We start from the raw sequence: 23,362 nt of genomic DNA, 5'->3' as shown, positions 1-23,362 counted from the left end.
CTGTTACGTTCCCGGTGAATTTTACAGGAATGACCTTTGTCCTTTAGCCCACTGATAGCATCTTCCTGGGTATCACATTCGTGCAAAAAGTCTCCAGTGCCTTCTTCTTCAACGATGTGATAATGGTCTGAACCGTTGTTAATTCTGACGATAGGAACTGCTTTTGAAAAAGATAAGTTTAATGATGCAAAAAGAGTCTCTATTATTGGTCAAAAAAAAAATTTTTGCTAAAATTTAACCCGATGATTGTTTTAGCAAGTTAGCCACTCAGGATTTTTCACAGTTTTATGCCAAAATTTGTCTCAGCGGTAATGTCCAACTTTATAGCAATGACGATTTGGGCAGTCCTTTATTACCTTTCTGGTGTGCTTTCGCTGAGATTTGACGATCCTCAGTTGCACATATCTGTCGTATGGTTTCCTGCCGGCGTCGCCACTGCGGCGTTTTTAAATTCGCGCTGGCGACTATGGCCAGCGCTGTGTGTTTTGTTTGTTGTGCTTGATGTGATTCTGGACAAACCTTCGTTCAGCAGGCTGCCGACCGAGACGTTTTACGCCATTCTTGATCTGCCTTCTTCGCTGATAATTGCGTGGATAGTTAAACGTTTTTCCCGGCCCGGTGATGATTTAAATATTATTATGTTGTGGTTCGCCTCAACCATTATCATCAGCTTTCTGGATGCCGTGCTTTTCGGTATCGGACTCTCATTAGCAGGAAAAAACAGCTTCTCCGATCTGTTCTGGACCGGTTTTATTGCCGACATGACCGGCATTTTCCTGGCCACCACCATTATTATGGGCTTTGCTAACAGCCGCCTTACCACAGCCGTTCAGATTTCCATCAAAATACTTCTGTCAGGCTTAACGCTGCTCGCCGCGCTTGTGGCACTGTCTTTGTGGATATTCAGTGGCGGTGTTAAAGAATTTAGTATCGCTAATACGATCACCCACGATGAAAGCCTGATTTTCGCTTTCAGTTGCCTCCCGATTATTCTTGCCGCTTTTTTAACGCTCTTCTGGGGTAATCGTGGCGGATCGATAGCGTTATTAACGTTGTCAGGTTGCGTTATCTATTATGCCGATAAGGGCGTGGGGCCGTTCTTTCTCAAGGGATTACATACCGGTGAACCCCTGCTCCTTGTGCAGTGCTATTTAAGCGCCAGTGCGTTGCTGCTGGTTTTTTTACGGGTGGTGACGCGAAATATTTACCGCTTCAATTCAGAAACCGACGCACGACTCAATTTACAGGCCATTTATCAGCTAAACCTGACAGAGGGCACGCTCTGCTGGGAAAACCTTTCTGGTGAACTTGCTGAGCTTCCTCCCGGGATTCTTGAAAAGAAAGAGGCAATACTGGCGCAATTGCATCCAGAGGATAAACAGCGCCTCGCCGGACACTGGCAGGCCATTCCACGTCAGCAGACGCTTCCTGCGATTCAATTCAGATTGCAATACGGAAATAGGCAATGGCTGCACGTTACCGATAGCGGAGCCCTGATGTTCGAGCGTCAGGGATCGCTGTTCATACTGGGTAACTGGTCGGTTTCCACCTGACTTTTCAGCGCATTTAGGAGAGGGATAGATTGATACAGATAGCCATGTTGCTACTGGGTACGGCATATATTAAGCGAAATGCCCGATACCTTTCGGTTGCCGCAACACTGTGGTTTATCACAGGTATATTACTTTTCATCGATGGTCTTGACCTTCACTCGTACTTTCCATTACAGATCTTTGGCTATATTCTGCTGCTGGAAAGCATGCTTACACTTTGTGTTGCGACCAGCGCTGTCGGAACAAAAAAGAGCATTCTTTTTTTCAAAGGCGGCATATTTTTATTCGTATCACTGATTATCATCGTTAATCAGGAATACAGTAATGTCCTGCTGGCTGTCATTTTTGGTTTTACTTTTTTTATCATCGGCTTCTTCACCAGCTTTTCCTCTTTTATTGTGCGCTTTCCCCGCTGGAAGCTGACGCTTATTTATGGACTGGGATTAATTTCCTTTTCGTTCTTCCTGCTCAGTCACCATGATGCGACCGTATCATTCTTTATTGGTTTTCAGATGGTTACCAGTGGGTTGAGTACCCTTGGCATCGCCAGGAAGGCGATGCGGATGAAAAGAGGTACGTCTATTTTTCAGCTGATTCAACCCGGCGACGTACTGCTGAGTAGCTCCCCTTTAATCCAGGAACAAGAACTGACCGCCCCCCATCCGGTGCCGACGTCTGCTGCAGCGCGCGCACTGATTGTGCACGTATGGACGCCTGAAGAAACCACCGAAGCCAGGCCTGTTTCGCGCCCTGTCATTAACCGTTATATCGCCGCCGTGGACGAAAATGGTGTTATCTCAACCGGCCACGCGGCGCTTGAAGTGGCTGATTATCTCTACATCAGCCTTTATCCTGCCGAGGAGATTGATCGGTCTCCTTCGGAGTTTTTGCGCACACTTAAGGCCACCCGTGATAATGATGTGGCAGGGCGCTTTCTGCCAGACTACGCCACAGAATCCTCAGAATGGTGTCATTCTGTACGTCAAATCGAGTTTAAAAAATTCAGCCTGCGGAAACTGAATCACTTCTGGGAATCTTATCGCCGCAATAACACCTACAACCTGACTTATCGTAACTGCTCAAGTAGTGTTGCCTATGCTCTTGAAGCCGCCCTGGATGGTGCGCTGGCACATGAGCGAAAACTGAGCGACCTGCTGGTGCCGGAGCTATGGATCGCTGCACAGGTGCGTAAACGCGCGCAGATCATGGCCTGGACGCCTGGCCTGGTAATGGATTACAGCCGGGCACTGAATGCGCTGGTGCATCCCGTTCCTCGTCCCTGGTATCACCGTCTGCCCTGGCGCCGTGCCATAGAAAAATAACCTGCCAGCCCTCTTCGCAAACCGTTCAGGACAAAGGCGGTAACCACTTATCAGGCTCGTCCGGGGCCATGAATACCCAGATCCACTGCGGCCATTAAACAGAAGAGGCCGCAAAGCGCGCCGACCATCAACGGCAAGCCATTCTGCGTTGCTGACATGGCAAGGCCACACAGCAGCGGCCCCAGTAGAGCCCCTGCGCCCCATGCTACCGAGGCAGCGGCATATACGCCTGCGAGCTCTGCTCCACTGAATGTCGCGCCTGCCCAGGTTATTGCGACGGTATAGATCCCCACGAACAGCCCACCCCACACAAAGAGGATCAGATAAGCTGCAACCGGCCAGGATAATAACCATGGCCAGATGGCCGCTCCCACCGTGGACAACAGCGCCAGTATGACGATGAGTCGTCGGCGGTCAACTCTGTCAGCAATCATGCCAACCACAGGCTGTAAGAGAATGGCACCCAACATCAGAACCGAAATTAATCCAACGGCATGTTGTCGACTCCAGCCATGGGACTCGGCATAAAGCGGTAAAAAATTAAGTCCGGCCACTTCGACGGCAGCATTTAACCCCGTGGCAACGATCATTAAAAAGGCGATACGGATGCTTTTCAGAAAGCCAATAGCGTGGCTGGTTAACGAGTGATGCTGCGCCATGCCCAGCAGTTTAACCAGCACCAACGCCAGGAGAACAATGGCCGTGCCGATAAAGAAAGGAAAATTGCTCTGGCTTGCGCTAAGGGTCAGTATTAACGGGCCACAGGCAAACCCTGTCGAGATGCCGGCTGTGTACCATGCCATTGTTCTTGCCCTTGCCTGCTCAACGGTCGCGTCATTGATCCAGGTTTCTGTGAGCACCATTATAATCTCACTGAAAATGCCCAAAGCAAGCCGGAGTCCGAACCAGTAAATAAAAGGCAAACAGGTAAAGAGCAACATGATGACGGCCACGGCGGAAAGCGAAGTCCCCAAAAGCAGCCTTGGACGGAAGCGCTGAAAGAGACGAGGAATAAAAGGTGCGACAGCAAAAACGCCAATAGCCTGCATCGCGGCATTGAGTCCGATATAGCTTTCGCTGAAACCATTATCCTGCAATCGTGTGGCGATCAACGGTGCGCTAAGGCCGTAAGTCAGGCCAAATATTGCCACGCAAATAATGACAGAAATGAGATCTTTTTTGTTCATTATGCTCCAGATCCCTAACAATAAACGCTCATCTTATATTAAAATTCATGAAAAAATCTATAATAAAATTATATAAAAAACCAGTATTGAAAAAGTTTTTTGAAAAAAATCGAAGTGAGACAAAGTTTTCTGATTGAAAGTACTTCTTAGATAACGCGTTTACTGTGTGTAATTTCGTATACACGCATACTTTGTGCAATGCTCGTAGACATAAAAATGTATTTTCCTCATCGAACTAAGCATAGTAGGCGATCACCAAAGGGTTATTTAACCTTTTAGCATGCTGTTTGTTCCACTGTTTCTCAGATTAGATTCGTGCACTACTTCTAAGAGAATTTACTGGAAATGATGCACTATGCCAGATGACCAGATTTTTCGTTAAACAATTTACTCCATGAGGGTTTTGATAATAGCTTCATATATTTGCTTGTTAGCTATAGACTGCTGAAAAAAGCAACGCTGAGAACTGTACGTATTTAATACGAAGCTTATCAGTTAACTACTCCGCATTAGAGTTATGTTGCTATCGGACGGAGTGTGAGCAAAGCTATTTCGAAAATTATTATTTCAACGAGGTGCCCGGCATCATTAGCTCAATCATCAAGGTGGCGCATTAGACCTCACATCTGAATAAGCCTCAATATGGTCTGGATGTGACGCCTACTTTTAAGCAGAAATGTAAAAATTCGCTATGACAATTCCGGATTTCTTGAGGATGCCCATAATAATTACGCACCGTTACTTTCGTTTATGCAAGGTTTAATGTGGCAGGGACATACTGCCTACGAAAAAATTTCTCAAGTGAAAAGGAATAAGACAATGCGAACTATATCAGTTGACGAACCTCCTTCAGGCAGGTCTGGGATTAACTGACAGTTCTCCACACTACAGCGTGTAATCGGAACTGTCAGCAAGAGTACAAAGTCAACTGAACGGCTTAAGTACAGAACAGTTTTGTGATACACGCTTCTGAGGTGTGGAATGTTACATATTTTCTCTCGCAACATCAGCCTTGGCTGGACGCTTGTTATTAATCATTCATCATGCATGCATATGATTGGTGGTTTCAAAAGCTATTCTCCCCGTCCGGTTCCCTCACCGGAAAGTAAACATGATCCTTTATTCCGCAGGCTCCGGACTTATTTTCTGAGCAGACGGCTGAAGCGGGTTTCTTCCGAGATAGATTCTCTTCTTCCCTGATTGAAGCATTCAGTTCCGACTGAAATTATTCTGGCAAACAACATTTTTTATCCGCCAGTTTAGATGATGATTGTCAAATTAGTCCAAAGTTTGGACTGCTGGACGCTGCCAATGATCATGCTGGATACAAAGTGGTATGTGCTGTTTAACGCCATCACACGCACATCAATGATCACCGGAAAACTTAAGGAGGCCAGCCGAGCCTTCCTTCTTAGAGGAATAAAGTGGTTGACAACATTCATGCTTCCTGGCGTTTTTCCATAAGTCGTTACAGGCATTATCTCGGCAACCGGTGGCGCGTGGAATGCAGCCATTGTGGCCTAAGTTCTCAACTGGGGGAGCATGACGCTTCATACTACTGGCCACGGCGTATGCATCTCTCAAGTATCGTCTGCAGCTCAGGCTCCTGACCAGGCAACTAGATGCGTCGACATGTGTTTCCTTGTGGGGGTATGCATTATTTTTATGTAGCTTAAAGTCCAAAAGAAACATCATTGAAACTTATTAGTGCGACTTAAGCGAAACGGTGGCACCGATCGATAATTCATGTTTAATAGTTTCAATCTATTGTAAATGACATATTGATCGTTATTGTTGATCAATGATAGTGGTTTTGTTATGATTTAAGTCAAATAAAGGACTACTCCTAAATGCAAAGCGATTTTTTTGTGAAGCATGTTGGTCAGCGTGATGTTTGCAAGTAGAGCATGATCAGCACGCTTCTGGATGATTTATATATTAGGGAGGCTACATGGCAACAATCAGGATTGATCAATTCCCCGACGACAAAAACCTCTATCTGCATGAGCTGGCCGCATACCTCGAAAGAACGCCGGAGGCCCAGGCGAGATTCATGCTCTGCCAGGCTTTAGAAAGAGTGTCTGTTGGACGCTGGCATGCTGTGAGACTGCCGGACTGGCTGGAAGACGCCGTGAGGGCGGGTGCTTCGGAGCGGTTCTCCTCTGAGAGTGAAGAAATCGTACTCCGGCTTGCAAAGGCATATACCGGTTAGAAACAGCCACAGCTGACCGTTCCCTGCACGAATGATGTAAACCGTGACATGTCGCAGAGGGCTTTCTACGCCCTGTACTTACGAATTCATGCAGAACTTTCCGATCAGGGGTAATGGAATACATCGGCCTATAAACGTTCACTATCCCTGCCATTAAAAATTTATAAAAGAGTAAGGAGGTTTTCCTGACGGACAGGGTGCCGCTTCTTTTTCAGATGCGGCGACAGTTGTACATGTAACAGGATCAACTTTTATCTTAGCCAAATGATTAATCAAGGAGAATGTAATGAAAAAAGTGTTATTAATGACCGCCATGGCTGTGTTCTGCGCAGGTATCTCATCCGCCTATGCCGATGATCCGGCACCAACACCAACACCGTCCCCCGGGACAACCGACCAAGGGAGCGGTAAGGTCGATTTCATCGGTTCAGTCATCGACGCTCCGTGCTCGGTTGATACAAATGACGGTAAACCCGTTGACCTAGGCAGCACCTCCGTTCAGGCGCTGAAGGACGGCAAGACGAATCCCAAGAATTTTAATATCAACCTTAAAAACTGCAACATCGGTGACAAAGACAAGTCTAAAACCGTGTTCATCACCTTTACAGGCAGCGGAGCCTATGCGCCTGAGGGAACAAGCACCAATATTCTGGGTGTGACAGGCTCCGCGAAGAACGTCGGCATTATCCTGCAGAACGGCGATTCCCAGCAGATTACCCTAGGGAAGACCTATCCCGTTCGCGAAGTCAAAAACGGTAATCAGGACCTGCCGTTTGCAGCTTACCTCACCAAAACCGGAGGAGACAAAGATGTTCCGGTGCCCGGGCAGTTTTTCAGTACCGCTAACTTTACTCTGACCTATCAGTAATAAAATTCGGGCGGAGGGAATTGCACATGCACGCCAATGCAGTCTCACTTCTGCCCGGACTTCTGCTTTTTATGATGTCGTTACTGCCCAGTTATACAAGCGCTACGGAGTTTGACACGGGAATGCTCGACGCAGAGGACACCCGTAATGTTGATTTTTCCCGTTTCAGCTCCGAGGGTTATGTCATGCCCGGCCGCTACTCATTGACCGTGTTGCTGAATGACCACCGACTCGGCGAAAAGGAGCTGGACGTTTTCCCCACAGAGGTGGGCAATGCCGGGTCACCTGCTGCCTGTCTGAGTGCGGATACCGTCGATATGCTCGGACTGCGCAAAAGTGAACGGGCGAAGCTTGTCGGCTGGCATCAGGGACAGTGCTTCGGTCTGCAGGCTCTGCCGGGTAGTGCTGTCCGCATTAACCTGAGCCAGGCGGAACTGGCCATTACACTGCCCCAGGCTTACCTCGACGAACGTAATCCGGACTGGGATCCACCTTCCCGCTGGGACAACGGTATCCCAGGCGCATTCATTGACTATGACCTGAGCACCACTGTGCTGAGTCCGGAACATCAAGGATCTGAAATGCAGGGCTCCGTCTTTGGCACGGCGGGTGCTAATGCTGGTGCCTGGCGCCTGCGAGGGGATTATCAGGGCGATATCTCTCGTGCGACAGGCAGGGGCGCAAAGCGTGATTTCCGCTGGTCACGGTTTTATGCCTACCGCCCGCTGCCGTCAATGAGGGCGCGCGCCACGCTGGGCGAAAGTATTCTTGATACCGAAATATTCGACACGTGGCGCTATACCGGCGCCGGCCTCTCCAGCGATGAAGCCATGCTGGCACCAGACCAACGGGGATATGCGCCTGAGGTCAGCGGAATAGCCCACACCAATGCCCGGGTTGTTATTTCCCAGCAGGGGCAGGTTATCTACCAGACAACGGTGCCCGCGGGTCCGTTCCGGATACAGACGCTGAGCTCAACACTCTCCGGCAAGCTCAATGTCAGAGTTGAGGAGCAGAATGGCGAGGTTCAGCATTTTGAGGTTGATGCAAGTGCCGTCCCTTATCTGACACGCCCCGGCCACCTGCGCTATAAAATCGCCGCCGGGCGTCCTTCCCGCCCCGATCATCAGCTGCGCGGTCCGCTATTTACCGTGGCGGAGTTTTCGTGGGGGATTTCAAGTGCGTGGACGCTCTACGGGGGGACCACTTTTTCCGCTATCTATCAGGCCGTTGCGGCCGGTATCGGCCGCGACCTGTTTGGCTTCGGTGCGGTGTCGGCGGACGTTACTCAATCGCTGGCCAGGCTGCGCAGCGGCGCCCGTGAGTCGGGTAAGTCTTGGCGTCTCAACTATTCAAAATATTTCTCCTCGCTGAACGGCGGCATTACTTTTGCCGGCTACCGGTTCTCTGAGCGTAATTTTCTGTCGATGGATCAGTTCCTGAACCTGCGGGAACATCCCGGTCTTCTGCAGGGGCGCAGCAAATCGATGTACAACATCATGATGAATAAAAGCTTTTCTGATTCAGGCATCAGTCTGTACCTTAATTACAGCCATCAGAATTACTGGGACCGCCCTGCAACCCGCAGCTATACCCTCACACTCAGCCGCCTGTTTGATATGTTCAGCCTGAAGCATCTTTCGCTGAGCCTGTCCGCGACGCGAACGCAGCTGGCAGGGAGGCATGACGATATGCTGTTTGTCAGCCTGTCACTCCCTCTGGATCAGGGGTCAGTGAGTTATGACGTGCAGCGTCAGGGGCGGACTCTGTTACAGAGTGCATCCTACTACCGGATGCTGGACCGGCATAATGCCTGGCGACTGTCTGCAGGAGGGGGCAACAGAGCGTCTTCGCCAGCCTATGTGAACGGCTATCTTAACCATAAGGCTGATTGGAGCGATATGTCTCTTACTGCGGCTTACTCCCGCAACCAGTACCGCTCAGCCGGCCTGACCCTTCAGGGTGGGATAACCGCGACTCCCCGAGGGCTGGCGCTGAGCGCCGGCAACGGAAACGGCGGAACCCGGATGATGGTAGATACGTCTCCGGCGGGGGGCATTCCGGTAAACGGCGGAGAAGTCGTTACCAATCCATGGGGGAAGGGCGTACTCACTAATCAGAGCAGTTACTATCGCCTGCATACCAGTATCGACGTTAATCACCTACCCTCCGGCGTGGAAATATTCCGGCCGGTAAATGATACCACCCTGACGGAAGGGGCCATCGGCTATCACCGCTTTGACGTCCTTAAGGGCTGGAAAGGCATGATTGCCATTAAGAGAGCGGGAAAACTGCCTCCCCCATTTGGGGCCAGCGTGCAGGATGAAGGCGGCCGTGAGCGGGGAATTGTCGGAGACGGTGGGCAGGTTTACGTCGCCGGTCTAAGGGAAAAGGAGTCGCTCCGCGTGGTCTGGGACGGAAAGCCCCGCTGCCGGTTGCGCGTTCCCGCTGACATTGCCACCGCGCCTGACACGCTAGCATTGCGCTGTAAAGAATAACGCACCTAACAGGATGAATTTTATGAAACTCAGAGGTCAGACAATTTCAGCCGTCTTTGCCGTAACACAGTGCCTGCTGATACATGTCGCAGAGGCCGCAGTCACACCGGACCGGACGCGAATTATCTTTGATGGCGGTCAGTCAGCGCTCAGCCTGGCGGTAATTAATGATGACCGTTCAGAGCCTGCTCTCGCACAGGCCTGGCTCGAAGACGAAAAAGGTACCCGCTCAGGGCTTCCCTTGGCGGTTGTTCCGCCTGTACAGCGCCTTGAGGCCGGTGCTCGGAGCCTGATAAGACTCAACGCACTTCCCGGGACGTCAGCACTGCCGTCTGATAGAGAGAGCCTGTTTTATTTTAATATCCGGGGGATCCCTCCCCGTTCAGACAAGCCCAACGTTCTACAGGTTGCCGTGCAGACCCGGATAAAACTGTTCTACCGCCCGCAGGCGCTCATGGTAAAGTCCGGCAGCCCCAGCATGAACAAGCTGACGCTGACGCGAACGCCGGACGGGTACCTTCTGGACAACCCGACGCCTTACTATGTCACCATCATCGATCTAAAGGCGAAGGGCAGCGGCAGCACCGACATGGCGCCCCGGACCGTTGCCCCCGGAAACCAGGCCCGCCTAGTCTCTCCGTTCCTGCCAGTTCCGGTTCTGACGTATATTGACGACTACGGTGCCCGGCCGGAGCTGACTTTTTCCTGCCAGGGGGGACGCTGTTATGTTAAACAGTCCTGAGGCCTGGTTACGCACCTGCGTTGCGTGCGCACTTTCTGCTGCATTCTCGCTGACACTGAGTGGCTGCAGCGTTTTTAGCGATGTCGGCAAACACAGAAAGCCTGACGGCACAGCCGTGCCGCCACCTGCGCTTTACCGAAATGTTAGCGGGGAAACGTCTGCGCGGGAGGACAGCGGCGGGGCCCTACTCATCCGCTGTCGTCAGGAACTTAAAGCATTAATTACAGTGTCTCCCGCGGCGGCGTCTCCTCTTTCACACACCTTTACTTCGATGATGCAGAAGATGAACCAGTATGCCGGCTTTCGTGACACCCTGTCGCCTCCTCTGCAGGAAACAATGGATGCCCTCTACCGCTACCGGGTTAACAGGCTCTGCGCAGATATCCGTCATTCCCTACTGAACAGCCTGAGTGAGCAGGCCGGACAGGTGCAGGAATGAAGCTGCGCGTGGCAACTGGCGTGTTCTGGCTCACCTGTACAGGAGCCCTTCAGGCTGCGTCCCCCGTAAGGGATATCCTGCGTCCGGAAGCAGCAGCCTCACTGAACGCACTCTGGTCACTGGCTGAAGGATATTCCCCGCCTCCGGACGGGAAAAGTTACTTCACCGGCGGCGGCTCTCATGCACCCAAAAGTAAACCGCAACGCCCCGTGCTGCCCCGGCAGACGACGCTTACGGGCAACGCCGTCTGTGAAATCATCACCAGAAAAAAAGCAGAGCCGGCACCGCAACCTCATTCTGCCGTGCAGAGCACGGCAGAGAAATCCATTCATCCTCCGGGTGTGCAAAACCTGAATGACTGGCTTTCACGCCTGAGTGATGCGGTACACGCCATGATAAGAGAGACACAAAAACGCCGCGAAGCCGGAAAAACGCGGCGTCTTCTGGCTCTGAGCAGCGGGGCGTTGTTTAACTATATCTCTCTCCTGCCGGTGAAAAGACCGCTGGTTATCAGCGGAGCCAGAGATGAAGAGTCTTACGCGAGTGGCATAATGGCCGGAACGTCGCTGATGAGCAGGGAAGACGCGCTGAGACGCTCCGGTATTAAGCATGACAGTGCGTTATTTCTCGCCGGTATCAGTGACGTCTTTCACCGGCAGATACAGCTGCAAGGCCCTCAGCTCGAGAATGCACAGCAGCGGGTTGTTGCACAACTCAACCAGGCCGAGTTCGCAGAGCGTGCGCGTCAGATATCAATGGAGAAACGTTTCGTGGCCGACTTCCGTCAGCGGCGGGGAGTGCGCGCCGGTGGAAAAGGGATCTGGTTTCGCGTTGACCTGCCCGGGCGCCGGGAGGGGCTTACGCGCCAGGCCGTTATCCCGCTCGTGGCCCGCGAGATGCTGGCAGACGGAACAGTTATACAGGACATGCAGGCGGACGGGAAAATACTGAATGCCACTCTTTCCGAGCTTCCTTCTGCGTGGCGGGAGGCCGTTCAGCAGGCCGGATTCGGCGGCCGGGTTACGGTGGTGCAGAGCCGGGATGCCGACAGAAGGATGCCCACAAGGGTGAGCATGATCCGGACGTTCGACCCCCGTAATTATCTCACTCCCGGGCGTCCTGCTTCTTTAATGAGGTGACAGCCCCAAAATGAGCCGGACCGGCATTAAGGACATCATGATGATAAGAGGAAGATCCGGGAGGAATAATAAGGTGAAACGTTACGTGGCCGGAAGGGGGCGCTTTCAGCAGAAGCGGCCGAAAAAAACAGCACATGTAGCTGATAAAGATCCACGTGGCATAGTGCGTATGGAACACGTCGTCTTCTTTCTTTGTATTATCTGTTCCGGGTGCCCGGCGCGGGCCGCCGTCAATCTGGATCGCACCCGCATCATTTTTGACGCAGCGGAGCCATCGGTCAGCCTTACCGTCACCAATGATGACAGCGCTCGCCCTTTTCTGGCTCAGGCCTGGGTGGAGGATTCAGCCGGAAAAAAAAGCACCGACCTGCTGGTCACCATTCCCCCGGTGCAGCGTATTGAGCCGGGAGGCTCCAGCCTCGTCAGGATAACTGCAGCGCAAGCCGCAGGGCGTCTGCCTCGTGATAAAGAATCCCTGTTTTATTTTAACCTGCGCGGTATTCCGCCGCGTGCCGAAAACAGCAATGTTCTGCAAATTGCGCTGCAGACGCGCATCAAGCTTTTTTACCGGCCTGAAGCACTCAGGCTCAGGCACGGTTCCAGGAGACAGGACTCAATGAGTCTGAGACGCATTGATGATGGTTATGAAATAGCCAATCCGAGCCCATACTACATTACCGTTGTCAGCCTGAAAAACCAGGGCCAGCCCGATAATGACATGACTCCCCTGATGCTTGCTCCGGGCGGGCATGCCCGCCTCAGCACCACTCGTCTTGCCCGGCCGGTGCTCACCTACATTAATGATTTTGGCGGACGCAACGAGGTCAGTTTTCACTGTGAAGGAGAACACTGTGAAGCAGAAAACCGGTAGCGCAGGCCTGGCGGGCTCTACATACAACCAGCTTTTAGCCGGCCTGCTCTGCGCAGTTGCCGTTTCAGCCTTTGCAGTGAACATATGTACTGCGGATGAGGGGATTGCCCGGCTGACGTTTTCCGGCGTGCTAAGTCATGCGCCCTGTAAACTCGACACCGAATCTGCGTACCAGAGGGTGGACTTTGGTCGTATACCGGTCAAAAACTTTTACGACTTCACTACCACTGCACGGCAGCCCATTGTCATCCGTCTGCTCGACTGCGTATTTAAAACCTCGCAGCGAGTTGATATCAGGTTTTATGGGACGGAAGATGGGAGCCAGCCGGGCCTGCTGGCCGTGGACGGGGCAGCGCAGGGAATTGCAGTGCGGCTGACAGGTCCTCAGGATGAACCCTTAAGAATAAATCAGGACAAACTCAGCACGATGCTTCACTCAGGTAACAATGAAATCAGGCTTTTTGCCTCCCTGAAGGGCTCGCCAGAGGCGGTCAGAGAGAAAGCCATCCACATGGGTGAGTTCCATGCCACCGCCAGTTTCGTTCTGCAGTACCCCTAAAACCTAGAGCCACTAAACATGAAAATAAATTTTTCAAAAAATAGGTGCGTCGTCACTGTTCTGGCTTTTCTGCTGGCGCTGTGTTATGCAACTGACTGTAAGGCTGCTCGCATGTGGCCCGAAGGATCAAACAAACTCATTATTGAAGCGGACTTGGGGCGTTTTCCTGCTTACACCAAAGGCTCGCAGTTGACGGTGAATTTCAGCGCCCATTTCACACAGACCTTGGATTATGAATTCAACAATTTACAAGCTGTAAATTTGTATGACTATATCAGTAGCTACAATTTGATGCTCCCCAAAGATGGATGGAAGCGGAAGATCAATGAAGATTTAAACTTAATTAGCTTTAAAGTTACAGGCAATCCAATTGATCTAGTCACAAATACAGTTACGTTCTACTCAGTGTTCAAATCTGGATTCAAACCACCTTCATATAGTGGTAAAGTTGAGATAAACAAAGAAATAAAGGGGAGTCTTACGCTTGAGCTGAGACACGATGTAGTTGGAGGGGCCATCATCACGCCTGCTGAAATCCCACTGATTTATACTTATGGTGCTATACAAATACTTGGTTTTTGGCCAGATCACTATGATAGCTCGGTCATTTTTAGCCAGATTTATCTTAAAACCGGAGGCTTCATTCCGGCACCTGCAGCCTGCTCGATTAGTGTTTCGGGGGGGGAGTATATCGATTTCGGTAATATCGTTACGGATTCCCTGACCCCGGCGCGAGAAAATGAAAACAGGAAGACTATCGGGCTTGATTACCGCTGTAATGTGAAAAAAACGCTACCGGCGGAAGTGCACCTGTTGGCTCAGAGGTCCGGCTTTTCTGACTCTGTCATTGCCAGCACCAATCCTGCCGTGGGCATAGCCCTCACTCATAACAGCGTGCCGCTGCAGCCAAATGGAAAATTCTCCACTCGCGTGCAGGATGGACTGGGGCATGACACCCTGACGGCTGTTGTGACCCGGAATCCCTCTGTGGCTCCCGGGGCTCTTGAAACGGGGCCTTTCAGCGCCAGTGCCATATTGGTTCTTGAACAACAGTAATCCCGTAAAAGTTCAATAAATGTGCCCATACCCCCCTTTAAAACTTGGGGGAAGAAAAAGCGTTGTTGAATAAATCGAACTTTTGATAAGCGTTACATACAAACTGTATTGACAATGATATTGCACGGACGATAGCAAACCTGAACGGTATATAAGCTGATATTTTGGCTCTGGAGACGCTAAAAAATTTAGCTAAAATTTAAGCTTATATGTTTTTTGTTTACTAATTAAACCGTATTTGTTAGCAGTTAACCTCCTGAATGAACAGCAGGTTTATTAACATGAACTACTGCGGATGTACAATTTATGCCCTTTTCAGCGCCTTTTTATGGACTTTTAATGACGAAATGTCTTATCTGATTGCCAGTCTGGGGCGCTGGCTAGTTAGCATTAGTTAGCATTAGTTAGCTTTTTCCTTTGAGGAATGATTGGTTACCATAAGTGAGTAGTTGCGCATCGGTACTCCCTCATCAGATGAGGGGGGTGATGATCACGCCAGCCGCCGTTCCGGGACCGAGAGATCACGGCCAAATCGATGTACGCTTATGCAGGTGAGATGCTGAATTTTCACGGTAATAGATCGCGCAGCCGGTTCACTGGCCAGTCCTGAATGTGGCTGAGCACGAAGAGCAGCCACGCCTCCGGCTCCACATCGTTCAGCCGGCAGTTTCCGAGCAGTGAGTACAGCACAGCAGCAAGTTCTCCGCCCCTGTCTGAACAGGAAAACAGCCAGTTTTTCCGGCCCAGGCTACACCACGCAGCGCGTTCTCCGCGATGTTGTTGTCTTTCTCTGACCAGCCTTTGCTGCAGTACAGGTTGGGGTCAGTTTGGATATCAAAAATTATTGTACGTTAAGCTCATCTTTTGAACGAATATGTCTGTTCCATGGGCGTATCCTGAGGTCTGTTAAAGTGAGGCATGAATAGGAAGTGGCTGGCAATCCTGTCCCAATTTTTTTGGGAACAGCATAAACTGGTACTACGGTATGTATAACCCTTATACAACTTTATTCAGGGAGGGATAGCTTGTTTCGTACGGAGGCGCTTCAAAACAGACAACGGAAATGGCAGGAAGAAGCGTTTCTGTTTACGCGTATTTCCTATGTTTGACAATTTTCCGCACACATGAGCAGGTACTGACCAAAACAAACCTCGACGTATGAGTATTTTTATCCATCAGGTACGCTTACTGTTTATTCAGTGCTGGATTTAGTGGATGGCTGCGGTTATGATTTTCGGACTTTGCCGAGTGGTTCCGGCGATCGAGTGTGATCCTTGCCGGGTACTGTGGTGGTCGAAGGCAGGTAAAGCATAACCCCTAACCGGTCATGCGCGGTGAGGGCAAAGAATTATCCGGATAGGACGTATCCGTAAAAACGTCCAGGGTACAGAGCAAGGTAAATCACCAGACTCTGAATGCAAAAACCCCCCGAAATCTGTCATCAACTTGGCGGAAGGCGGCAGATATCAGGGGGTCAAAAGCAGGCGCTGGCCTGTGAAGGATTATAACGCATGCGTTTCATAAGACAAGCCCTGCCCGCCATAAGTCCGGGACAGGGTGAATGATCAGATTTTAATCGGGTTAAACTGCCCGACCCTAAAAGAAGACAGACGTCGTCGCGGCGACCATTCTGTTGCCTGCAAGTGCCCAGAACCCGTCTGGTTCGCGCCGGAAAACTACCGCCCGTTGCCGGGCGAGTATGGACATGCCATGCGTAACTTTGTTGTTAAAGACAAGGTTACCGGTCAGTGGCGGCTGCGCCAGCGCCTCTCCCGTCACCCCTATTTTGTGAAACTCCGTAAGGCCGCAGGCCGCGAACGCGATTTCCGGCCGGAGCGCAGAAACCTCATCGATGCGATCGCACCTTTGCTTGTCCAGCGCGCAGACATGGCCACGTCGGTAGTCACCGTTCACGGCAGGGGGCTGGCCAGAGAGCTGAGTCCGAAAGATGAAAACGGCAACGTCATTCCGGAAACGCGGGTTGAGCCGTGCCGTCTGTCCAGGCTTTTTCAGGAACTGGCACGCTTTGGCCTGATAGAGCTTCCCAGCCTGGAGTGGGACCCGGTTGAGAAATACTGGATGCCCCGGCACATCATCCTCACCGATCGCTTCTGGAAGCTCTCCGGCGTCAACATGGATAAGCTGCTTCACCAGCGTAACGTTCGCCTTGAGGCCCAGGCTGAAGGCATCATCGAGCCGGGCACGCATGAATCCGTTCGCGCAGCGCGTAAGCGCTGGTACGAAAATATGCGTATGGCCACGCTGCTTCACCGGCGGGAAAAGGCCGTGATGGAGAAGCGCAGAAAACGCCTCAGTCGTCTGCCGCTGGACGAACGCCGGCAGACGATGGCCAGCTGGCTGATCCGTTCCCGTCCGAACCACGAGCTTTTTAACCTCGATGCTGACGGCTTCGACCGTCTGGTGTGGCAGAGCCTCAACCAGCTGGAGCTGGGCCTCGGCTATGAGCCGGCGCCGCCCGACGTCGTACACTGACACCCCCCCCTCATTTTAACCGCCTTAACTGGCGGTAAAGTCGTTTGTGCCGGCAGCAAAAGCGGCAACGTTCGCGCACACTACACGCCGTTTTTATCGCTGAATTCAGTGGCGCTGGCCAGAAACACGACCGTCGCAATTTCTATCTACATTTACCCGCAATCGTGAAAAATTTGTTAGCCGCACATGACTCATGAGATACCCGCAAAACATTCCTGACTTACGTCATAAAGAAATATTCATAAGTAAAATAAGGTGTTCATGCAGACGTTGTGTGTGGATAAATAAGGCCTTCGCTCGCAGCGGCCGCAGGCGTCCGCGCCGCTCAGAATGGGAAGTAGCTCCCGCTGACGCGGGCCCCAAAACCAGCCATTTTAGTTACAGCATACATTAGTTCACTGTAAACAGCACCGGCGCAGTTCTGCACCCTGAGTGCCCCTCCTGGCAGGGACCTGAGCCGGACCTGAAAACCCATCGCCCCCACTGACCAGCCGCCCCCGCCCGTCCCGCAGGGCCGGAACAGGCGTGGCTGATTAATGGGTGTTGTAACTAATGGCTCTTGTATTGCTGTGAGTAGTCTCGCTTCAGGATACAGTGAACACGCCCGTAAGCGGCCCTCACGGCCCGCTGACGCGGAGATACGCCCCGACTGCGGCTCCGCCTTGTCGTGACCACTCCGACGGCGTACAGTGGCTTTCGTGCAGCGGAAAGCGGGTCTGGCTTATCAGCTACCGTGTTAAGTTCCATGACTTTCGCTGAAAGTTTCGATTAACACCCCCCTAAGCGTCAGCAGCAAGCTGCCGACCCCAAGGCCCCGGAAATCACGCCCTTCACGTCGCAAGCGCCGTGAAGCCCGCTCACCGGGGTTAAAAGGGGTTACATAAGCTTCTTCACTACTGAAAGCCCGCAGGGCTGTTCAGGGAAAGGTAGGGTATAGCACGATTTATACGTCTGTAACCGGCTACGCCGGGCGTACGGCGCCGTTCAGCTTCTGCGCCATCTTTTACGTCATCTGGCGCCTTCATGCCGCTGAAGCGGCATTCTGAATACGGCTCTCACTGCAGGGGTTGATTCAAGTATAAACGTCCGCTTTGTGCCAAGAGCGGAATCTGGAGTGCCTGAGGTCCTCTAAAAATTGATGTTTCGTTTTACAGGGATACTTACATATTCAGATGATAAATATCAGTAATGTAATTGAGGGGTAGAGCATCTAGCTTTTCAGCAGGAATGATGTGTCCTAAGATTGATGAAATTTTTAACGTGAGCAAACGTTATGGCAAAAATGACCTGCTCCCCGTTGATTCACTCATAACGCTGTTAGCAATGTCCGCTTCTCGCTCATAGCGAACCTCCAGCTCAGTCAGCCTGCCCGCTTTGTGCCAAAGGCCGACATTGATAATATTAAGATATGTTAATCTATGGGGAGCAGGTCACTGGCTACCATTCAATCCGACTTATTTCCTGCTGGTTCATCTCGCGCCAATCCGACGCCTCAATACCATAATCTATAAGAGCAAACTGAAGGGCCTCTTCAAGTGAAAACATTATATGGTCGCCCTCAACCTGCAAGCTGTCGTAATCGATAAAGCGGATCTCAATATAAACCGTTTCTTCATCTCCCATGACCTTTAACCCAAACAGCACGATAGCCGTTACGTTTGGACGATAATCACAAGGTTGCCGCACTTTTGCGAATAGACACTTGGGTTCTTTCTTCATCTTGACACTCTTTGAATTCGCGTTCATTCAAGTTAGTAATTAGTGCATAAATTTACTAAAAGCTTTATGAGTATAAACTTACACTATGTCCGCTTCTCGCTCTCAGCGGACCTTCAGCTAAGTTAGAACGTCCGCTTTGTGCCAGAAGCGGACATTGACACTTTCAGACATGGCCGGGATCGGGCGCCTCGGGATAAAACGGGGGCTTGTCGTACAATGCATCAAACCTGAGAAAGTGAAAAAGTAGTCGCAAAAGTTATTACTGGAGTATACGTTCCGGAGACGTGCCTTAATGAAATTAAAAAACTTGGTGTGCGATTAGGTCGTCAGGTGTCTGTCAGTCTTTGCAGCCACCTTATTGAAGAGCCTGGTCACTCGCCCCAGAACGTGACGAGGGAGACTAGATGGTTTAGAGCGCAACCTTTCCGGTGGATGTGGGCTGGCAGGCTTTACTGAAAGACCTGGGCCTGACACCTGCGCAGGTTTTACGCCGCGCCGCGCTCCCGGAAGACTTACTCTCGGGAGGAAAACAGCCCCTTTCAACACAGGACTATTTCCGCTTCTGACACGCGCTGGAAACTGAGTCTGGTGACGCGATGTTTCCCCTGCGAGTCATGGAAACCCTGACGACCGAATCTTTCAGCCCACCACTTTTTGCCGCCCTTTGCAGTCCAAACCTTATTCAGGCTGCAAAGCACCTCGCCACGTACAAAAAGCTTGTCTGCCCTATGGAGCTGATGCTGGATGTGGGACCAGAGGGTGAACTGACAGTTTCTCCACGCTGGCTGACGCTTCAGGCCGAGGCTCCGCTGTCGCTACAAATCGCGGAAATCGTCTTTTTTGTGGTTTGCCCGTCTCGCAACCCGCGAGCCTGTCCGCGCTTGTCGTGTGGTACTGCCAGACAGTCTTCCCGAACCCCATGCCCGACGCTATGAGAAATTCTTCGGTACCAGCATCATGAAAGGAAGCGTGCCTTCCATTACGTTTACCGCCGGGGATGCATTAAGGCTATTTCTTACCGCCAGTGAAGGTATGTGGCGCGTATTTGAGCCTGATCTCCGTCAGAGACTGAGTGAACTTGAAGCAACCGCCGCATCGGCAGAACGGGTCCGGGCCGTCCTGCTGGAGCTGCTACCGGGTAATACGGCCACGATAAAGAATGCGGCAACCCGCCTCGGACTGAGTCAGCGCTCGCTCCAGCGCCGTCTTGCAGAAGAAGGTGTCAATTTTCGCGGACTGGTTAACTCCACGCGCGAGCGTCTGGCACGCCATTACCTCAACACCACTTCAATGTCAGGTGGAGAAATCGCATTTCTGCTCGGTTTTTCAGACCCCAGTTCTTTTTACCGCGCATTTCACGACTGGACTGGACAAACGGTCGGGCGCGCTCATCAGAGTCTTCCCCGGAAATAAGCTTTGACCCGTAAGCAATGGAAAACGGAAGGCGGGCGTCGAAATGGCGCTGATTGCATTAACTCTGGCACCGATTGCAGGCGTACTGGCCTGCCCTATCGGTTAAGCTGGGTCAGGATAGCGTGAAAGCAGCGCCAGCCCTGTCACAATGCACTACAGGAGCAACTCAGATGTATGAAATCAGCCAGCAACGGGGCCGCAGGGTCATTATCACCGGAGCCAACAGCGGCACGGGTAAGGAAGCAGCAAAGAGGCTGGCGGCAGCGGGAGCCGATATTATCATGGCCGTACGAAATGAGGCGAAAGGGGAAGAGGCGTGCCGGGAAATTTGTCAGGCCGTTTCCGGGGCTTCGCTTGACGTTCGTATCGTTGATCTCTCCAGCCTTGAAAGCGTGCGTATGTTCAGCCATCAGCTGCTTAGAGAGGGACGCCCGGTGGATCTGCTCGTGAACAATGCGGGGATCATGGCACCACCACGCCGTGAGCTCACCGCAGACGGCTTTGAACTGCAGTTTGCGACAAATTTTCTCGGCCACTTCGCGCTGACGAATCTTCTGCTACCGCTTTTACTGGAAGCAAAAAATCCCCGCGTCACAACCATGACCAGCAGCGCTGCAATGATGGGAAACATTCGGTTTGATGACCTGCATTGTGAACGGTCTTAAAAACCGATTGCGGCGTATGCACAGTCCAAACTGGCCTGTTTGTTGTTTGCGAATCAACTTGGCCATATCGCAAAAACACGTCACTGGCCGTTACTCAGTACGAGTGCGCATCCGGGCCATACGCGCACTAATCTGCAGACAAGTGGCCCGAATCTGGGAACGGCATCGACCCGAAAAAAACTGATGTATTATCTCGTGCCTTCAGTGCGTGTAGAGTGGGCAACAGAATCGCTCCTGAGAGCAGCTGTTGACCCTTCGGCGACGCAGGGAGAATTTTACGGCCCGCGCTTTCTGCTTTTTGGAGCTCCCCATGTCGCAAAACAACCCAAAACCGTAATGAAATCCGACCCGACGCGCCTGTGGCAGACAGCCGAAGCGTTAACCGGCATTCTGACTCCCGCCGCCTGAGAACAATTTCATAATCTGTTGTTTACATCGCGCTCATGGCAGACGTCTACTTGCGTATAGTCGCGTTGTGCCAAAAGCAAGCGTCACCTTACGACCTGAAGCAGATATGATGCTGTCCAAATTTAATCCGTTAAATTCTATGTGTCGCAAAGCGGCTTTCAGATAATCCGGGACTGACATCAGATTCAGCTTTCAGTAATTTACCGTCATATTCAGACAGCGTAGTGAGCCCTACAGACGCTGTAGTGCAACAGAGGCGGCTGAAGTTCTCACCTGCCAGTACCGGGCAGGTGCTCTGCATTCCCGGCGACGACAGAACTGCGTCTCTGGTTCCATCCGGCCGGTAGCGGACCACACGACTCCCTCCCCATTCAGCATTCCACAAATAGCCCCTGGCATCCACGCAGGAACCATCAGGCGCGCCTTCGACTTTGGTGAATACGCGCTGGTTTTGCAGCGAGGGGTAATCGCAGCACATTATCCGACCCTGCATCGAGTCACAGTAATAGAGGGTGCCGCCATCGGGGCTGAAACAGATGCTGTTTGGAATGGCGACATCGGGCAGTGCAAGCGTCTCAACTGTCAGCGTTGCCGCATTAAGCCGGTGAAACTTACCGATAACGTTCACGGGAAAACCGTCATCCATTGTTCCAAAGACAAAATTACCGCTACGGTCACATCTGCCATCCCCAATGCGGGTACCCGTGCCTCCCGGTGAGGCGGCCAGCGTGGTAAGAAAACCGGTGTTGAGATCATACAAAGCCAGCCTGGATGCAAGCCCCATCAGCAGAATATGACTTCGGTCAGTCAGAGCAAAGGAACCAAGGCGTTCAGGCAGCGACCAGCGCATGACAGCGTCGTTACCTTCTTCTAATGCGAGCAGTTCACAGGCTTCAATGTCAGTCCAGTAAAGCCTGCGGGTCCTTTCACACCACAGGGGACACTCCCCCAGCGTATTCCTTATATCAGCTGCGATTGAAAACATGTGAATCCTCTCGATAAATAAAGGTCGTACTTTGCGCCAGACCAGACTTATCCCCGCCTGCGTGGTAGCAAACGGGGGAAAGCCGTTACTGCAGAAAACGTGCGGAAAGTCGATCGCCGAAAAGCATGACGGCGAGACCGGCCAGCATTACAAGCATTCCAGCCAACTTAATTAAAGAAACCGGACGCTTGATCGCGCCCAGCAGACCAAAATGGTCGATCATCTGAGATGAGAGCAACTGCCCGACAATTGCCAGTCCGAGCAGAGCTGAAAAACCGATTTTCGGTGCAAGTACCACGTAGCTGAACAGCGCGCAGGCACCGATCAGTCCGCCCGCCAGACTCCAGACAGGCTGAGAAGGAATGGCTGAAAGGGAGGTGAATAACCCTCCACGCAGCAGCGAGTAAATCCCGAGGCTGAACGCCCCGGCCGTAAAGGAAAACAACGCGGCGGTGACAGAGTCGCCTCCGAGTCCTTTTGCAAGCTGACTGTTCAGGGTCGTCTGCAGGGTAATCCCCAGACCTGCTGCAAAAGCTATCACGTAATAAATCGCGCTCATGCTGTTCGTCTCTGTCAGTTAGCCTGAACCAGCGGCAGGAATTTTTCCGCAAAGATGTCTGGCTCATACCCTGCCGCCGCAAAAAGGTGCTCGCGTGATTCATCAATGGCTGCGCGGAGGCGCTCACTGTCCACACCCAGCACTTTGCCGTTCTGCTTGACGATGCGCCCGCCGATCATCACGGTGTCGATGTTACTGCGCTCGGTTGCATGTACCACGGTACCAAACGCATTTCCGTTGGGATAGAGGTTGATATCAGCCGCGTTAATCAGCACCAGATCAGCCTGCTTGCCTGGCGTCAGGCTGCCCACTTTGTCCTGCATTCCTGCACAGTAAGCACCATCGACGGTGGCCGATTTAAGCAGCTGCGCAGCCGGAAGCGTCGTCAGCGAATGCGCTGAATCACAACAGTGCTGCTTGTGCATACCCATCACACGCTGCAGATAGAACGCCACGCGCATTTCCATAAACATGTCGGTGCTGTAAGACGTTTCATTGTCAACACTCAGGCCAGGATGGATACCATGACGTTGCGCGGCTTCAATAGCGAACATCCCGCTTTCGATGCCGTAATGCGAATCTGAGCGCGGGCATACGTTCACCCGGACACCGGCTTCTCGCAGGATTTCCCAGCCTTCATCAGGCAGTGCCGTGCAGTGGTTGAATATATTATC

General features: G+C 51.8%; 19 protein-coding genes and 2 pseudogenes. 14 read left to right on the top strand and 7 right to left on the bottom strand.

The genetic code is table 11. The annotated features are described in order from the left end of the window. Positions 1-287: 287 nt before the first annotated feature. Both NXS97_RS00210 and NXS97_RS00205 read left to right on the top strand, forming a co-directional pair. Complete coding sequence (locus NXS97_RS00210) at positions 288-1,553, top strand: MASE1 domain-containing protein (RefSeq protein WP_310504044.1); 1,266 nt, start codon at positions 288-290, stop codon at positions 1,551-1,553. A 29-nt stretch (positions 1,554-1,582) separates the two neighbouring features. Next, positions 1,583-2,875, top strand: a complete 1,293-nt coding sequence (locus NXS97_RS00205; protein ID WP_088900695.1) for an MFS transporter — start codon at positions 1,583-1,585, stop codon at positions 2,873-2,875. 50 nt (positions 2,876-2,925) lie between these two features. Here the strand turns inward: NXS97_RS00205 and NXS97_RS00200 are convergent, their stop codons facing one another. Together NXS97_RS00200 and NXS97_RS00195 are read right to left on the bottom strand one after the other, a co-directional pair. Beyond that, complete coding sequence (locus NXS97_RS00200; RefSeq protein ID WP_259231476.1) at positions 2,926-4,062, bottom strand: MFS transporter; 1,137 nt, start codon at positions 4,060-4,062, stop codon at positions 2,926-2,928. A 1,259-nt stretch (positions 4,063-5,321) separates the two neighbouring features. Next, complete coding sequence (locus NXS97_RS00195) at positions 5,322-5,576, bottom strand: hypothetical protein (RefSeq protein WP_238492997.1); 255 nt, start codon at positions 5,574-5,576, stop codon at positions 5,322-5,324. Positions 5,577-6,013: 437 nt separating this feature from the next. On the opposite strand from NXS97_RS00195, the gene NXS97_RS00190 reads away from it, so the two are divergent. The 9 genes from NXS97_RS00190 to NXS97_RS00150 all read left to right on the top strand — a co-directional run bounded on the left by NXS97_RS00190 (position 6,014) and on the right by NXS97_RS00150 (position 14,446). Next, a complete protein-coding gene (locus NXS97_RS00190; RefSeq protein WP_174260932.1) occupies positions 6,014-6,274 on the top strand; it encodes a hypothetical protein in 261 nt (86 codons plus the stop codon). Positions 6,275-6,560: 286 nt separating this feature from the next. Further along, a complete protein-coding gene (locus NXS97_RS00185) occupies positions 6,561-7,142 on the top strand; it encodes a fimbrial protein (RefSeq protein WP_259231474.1) in 582 nt (193 codons plus the stop codon). A gap of 26 nt (positions 7,143-7,168) precedes the next feature. Further along, positions 7,169-9,640 (top strand): fimbria/pilus outer membrane usher protein, encoded by a 2,472-nt coding sequence (locus tag NXS97_RS00180; RefSeq protein WP_310504043.1) that lies wholly within the window; start codon positions 7,169-7,171, stop codon positions 9,638-9,640. A 22-nt stretch (positions 9,641-9,662) separates the two neighbouring features. Next, positions 9,663-10,382: a fimbria/pilus periplasmic chaperone gene (locus tag NXS97_RS00175; RefSeq protein WP_259231473.1), complete on the top strand. Its 720-nt coding sequence runs from the start codon at positions 9,663-9,665 to the stop codon at positions 10,380-10,382. A 283-nt stretch (positions 10,383-10,665) separates the two neighbouring features. After that, positions 10,666-10,821, top strand: coding sequence for a hypothetical protein (locus tag NXS97_RS00170; protein ID WP_174261896.1), 156 nt, complete (start codon positions 10,666-10,668; stop codon positions 10,819-10,821). Further along, positions 10,818-11,960, top strand: a complete 1,143-nt coding sequence (locus NXS97_RS00165; RefSeq protein WP_259231472.1) for an FKBP-type peptidyl-prolyl cis-trans isomerase N-terminal domain-containing protein — start codon at positions 10,818-10,820, stop codon at positions 11,958-11,960. The genes NXS97_RS00170 and NXS97_RS00165 overlap by 4 nt, the downstream gene beginning before the upstream one ends. Positions 11,961-12,129: 169 nt before the next feature. Then, a complete protein-coding gene (locus tag NXS97_RS00160) occupies positions 12,130-12,831 on the top strand; it encodes a molecular chaperone (RefSeq protein ID WP_174260961.1) in 702 nt (233 codons plus the stop codon). After that, positions 12,812-13,390: a fimbrial protein gene (locus tag NXS97_RS00155; protein ID WP_174260927.1), complete on the top strand. Its 579-nt coding sequence runs from the start codon at positions 12,812-12,814 to the stop codon at positions 13,388-13,390. The genes NXS97_RS00160 and NXS97_RS00155 overlap by 20 nt, the downstream gene beginning before the upstream one ends. Before the next feature lie 18 nt (positions 13,391-13,408). Beyond that, the gene (locus NXS97_RS00150; RefSeq protein ID WP_259231470.1) at positions 13,409-14,446 is read left to right on the top strand and encodes a fimbrial protein; all 1,038 of its coding nucleotides are present in this window, start codon (positions 13,409-13,411) and stop codon (positions 14,444-14,446) included. A 567-nt stretch (positions 14,447-15,013) separates the two neighbouring features. Here NXS97_RS00150 and NXS97_RS00145 read toward each other — a convergent pair. Next, a pseudogene (locus NXS97_RS00145) lies at positions 15,014-15,258 on the bottom strand (transposase domain-containing protein); the annotation flags it as partial. 745 nt (positions 15,259-16,003) lie between these two features. Between NXS97_RS00145 and repA the strand changes: the two are divergent. After that, on the top strand, positions 16,004-16,939 hold the full coding sequence (repA, locus tag NXS97_RS00140) for a plasmid replication initiator RepA (protein WP_259231469.1): 936 nt from the start codon (positions 16,004-16,006) through the stop codon (positions 16,937-16,939). A 1,437-nt stretch (positions 16,940-18,376) separates the two neighbouring features. Here repA and NXS97_RS00135 read toward each other — a convergent pair. After that, a complete protein-coding gene (locus tag NXS97_RS00135; protein WP_227022864.1) occupies positions 18,377-18,658 on the bottom strand; it encodes a hypothetical protein in 282 nt (93 codons plus the stop codon). A gap of 428 nt (positions 18,659-19,086) precedes the next feature. On the opposite strand from NXS97_RS00135, the pseudogene NXS97_RS00130 reads away from it, so the two are divergent. Beyond that, positions 19,087-20,071: pseudogene (locus NXS97_RS00130) on the top strand (AraC family transcriptional regulator ligand-binding domain-containing protein). Positions 20,072-20,241: 170 nt separating this feature from the next. Next, positions 20,242-20,736: an SDR family NAD(P)-dependent oxidoreductase gene (locus NXS97_RS00125; RefSeq protein ID WP_200870533.1), complete on the top strand. Its 495-nt coding sequence runs from the start codon at positions 20,242-20,244 to the stop codon at positions 20,734-20,736. 538 nt (positions 20,737-21,274) lie between these two features. On the opposite strand, the gene NXS97_RS00120 is transcribed toward NXS97_RS00125, so the two are convergent. From NXS97_RS00120 to NXS97_RS00110, 3 genes are all read right to left on the bottom strand, one after another. Continuing rightward, a complete protein-coding gene (locus NXS97_RS00120; RefSeq protein WP_028715694.1) occupies positions 21,275-22,129 on the bottom strand; it encodes an SMP-30/gluconolactonase/LRE family protein in 855 nt (284 codons plus the stop codon). Positions 22,130-22,214: 85 nt separating this feature from the next. Then, positions 22,215-22,688 carry a DMT family transporter gene (locus tag NXS97_RS00115; protein WP_028715695.1) on the bottom strand — a complete coding sequence of 158 codons (474 nt, stop codon included), beginning with the start codon at positions 22,686-22,688 and terminating at the stop codon, positions 22,215-22,217. 14 nt (positions 22,689-22,702) lie between these two features. Further along, positions 22,703-23,362, bottom strand: a 660-nt coding sequence (locus NXS97_RS00110; protein WP_259231468.1) for an amidohydrolase family protein, incomplete at its 5' end; no start/stop codon positions are given.

The sequence above is a fragment of the Pantoea sp. B623 genome, from assembly GCF_024814475.1.
GTDB classification, from domain to species: domain Bacteria; phylum Pseudomonadota; class Gammaproteobacteria; order Enterobacterales; family Enterobacteriaceae; genus Pantoea; species Pantoea ananatis.
This window is presented reverse-complemented; position numbering and strand designations above follow the sequence as displayed.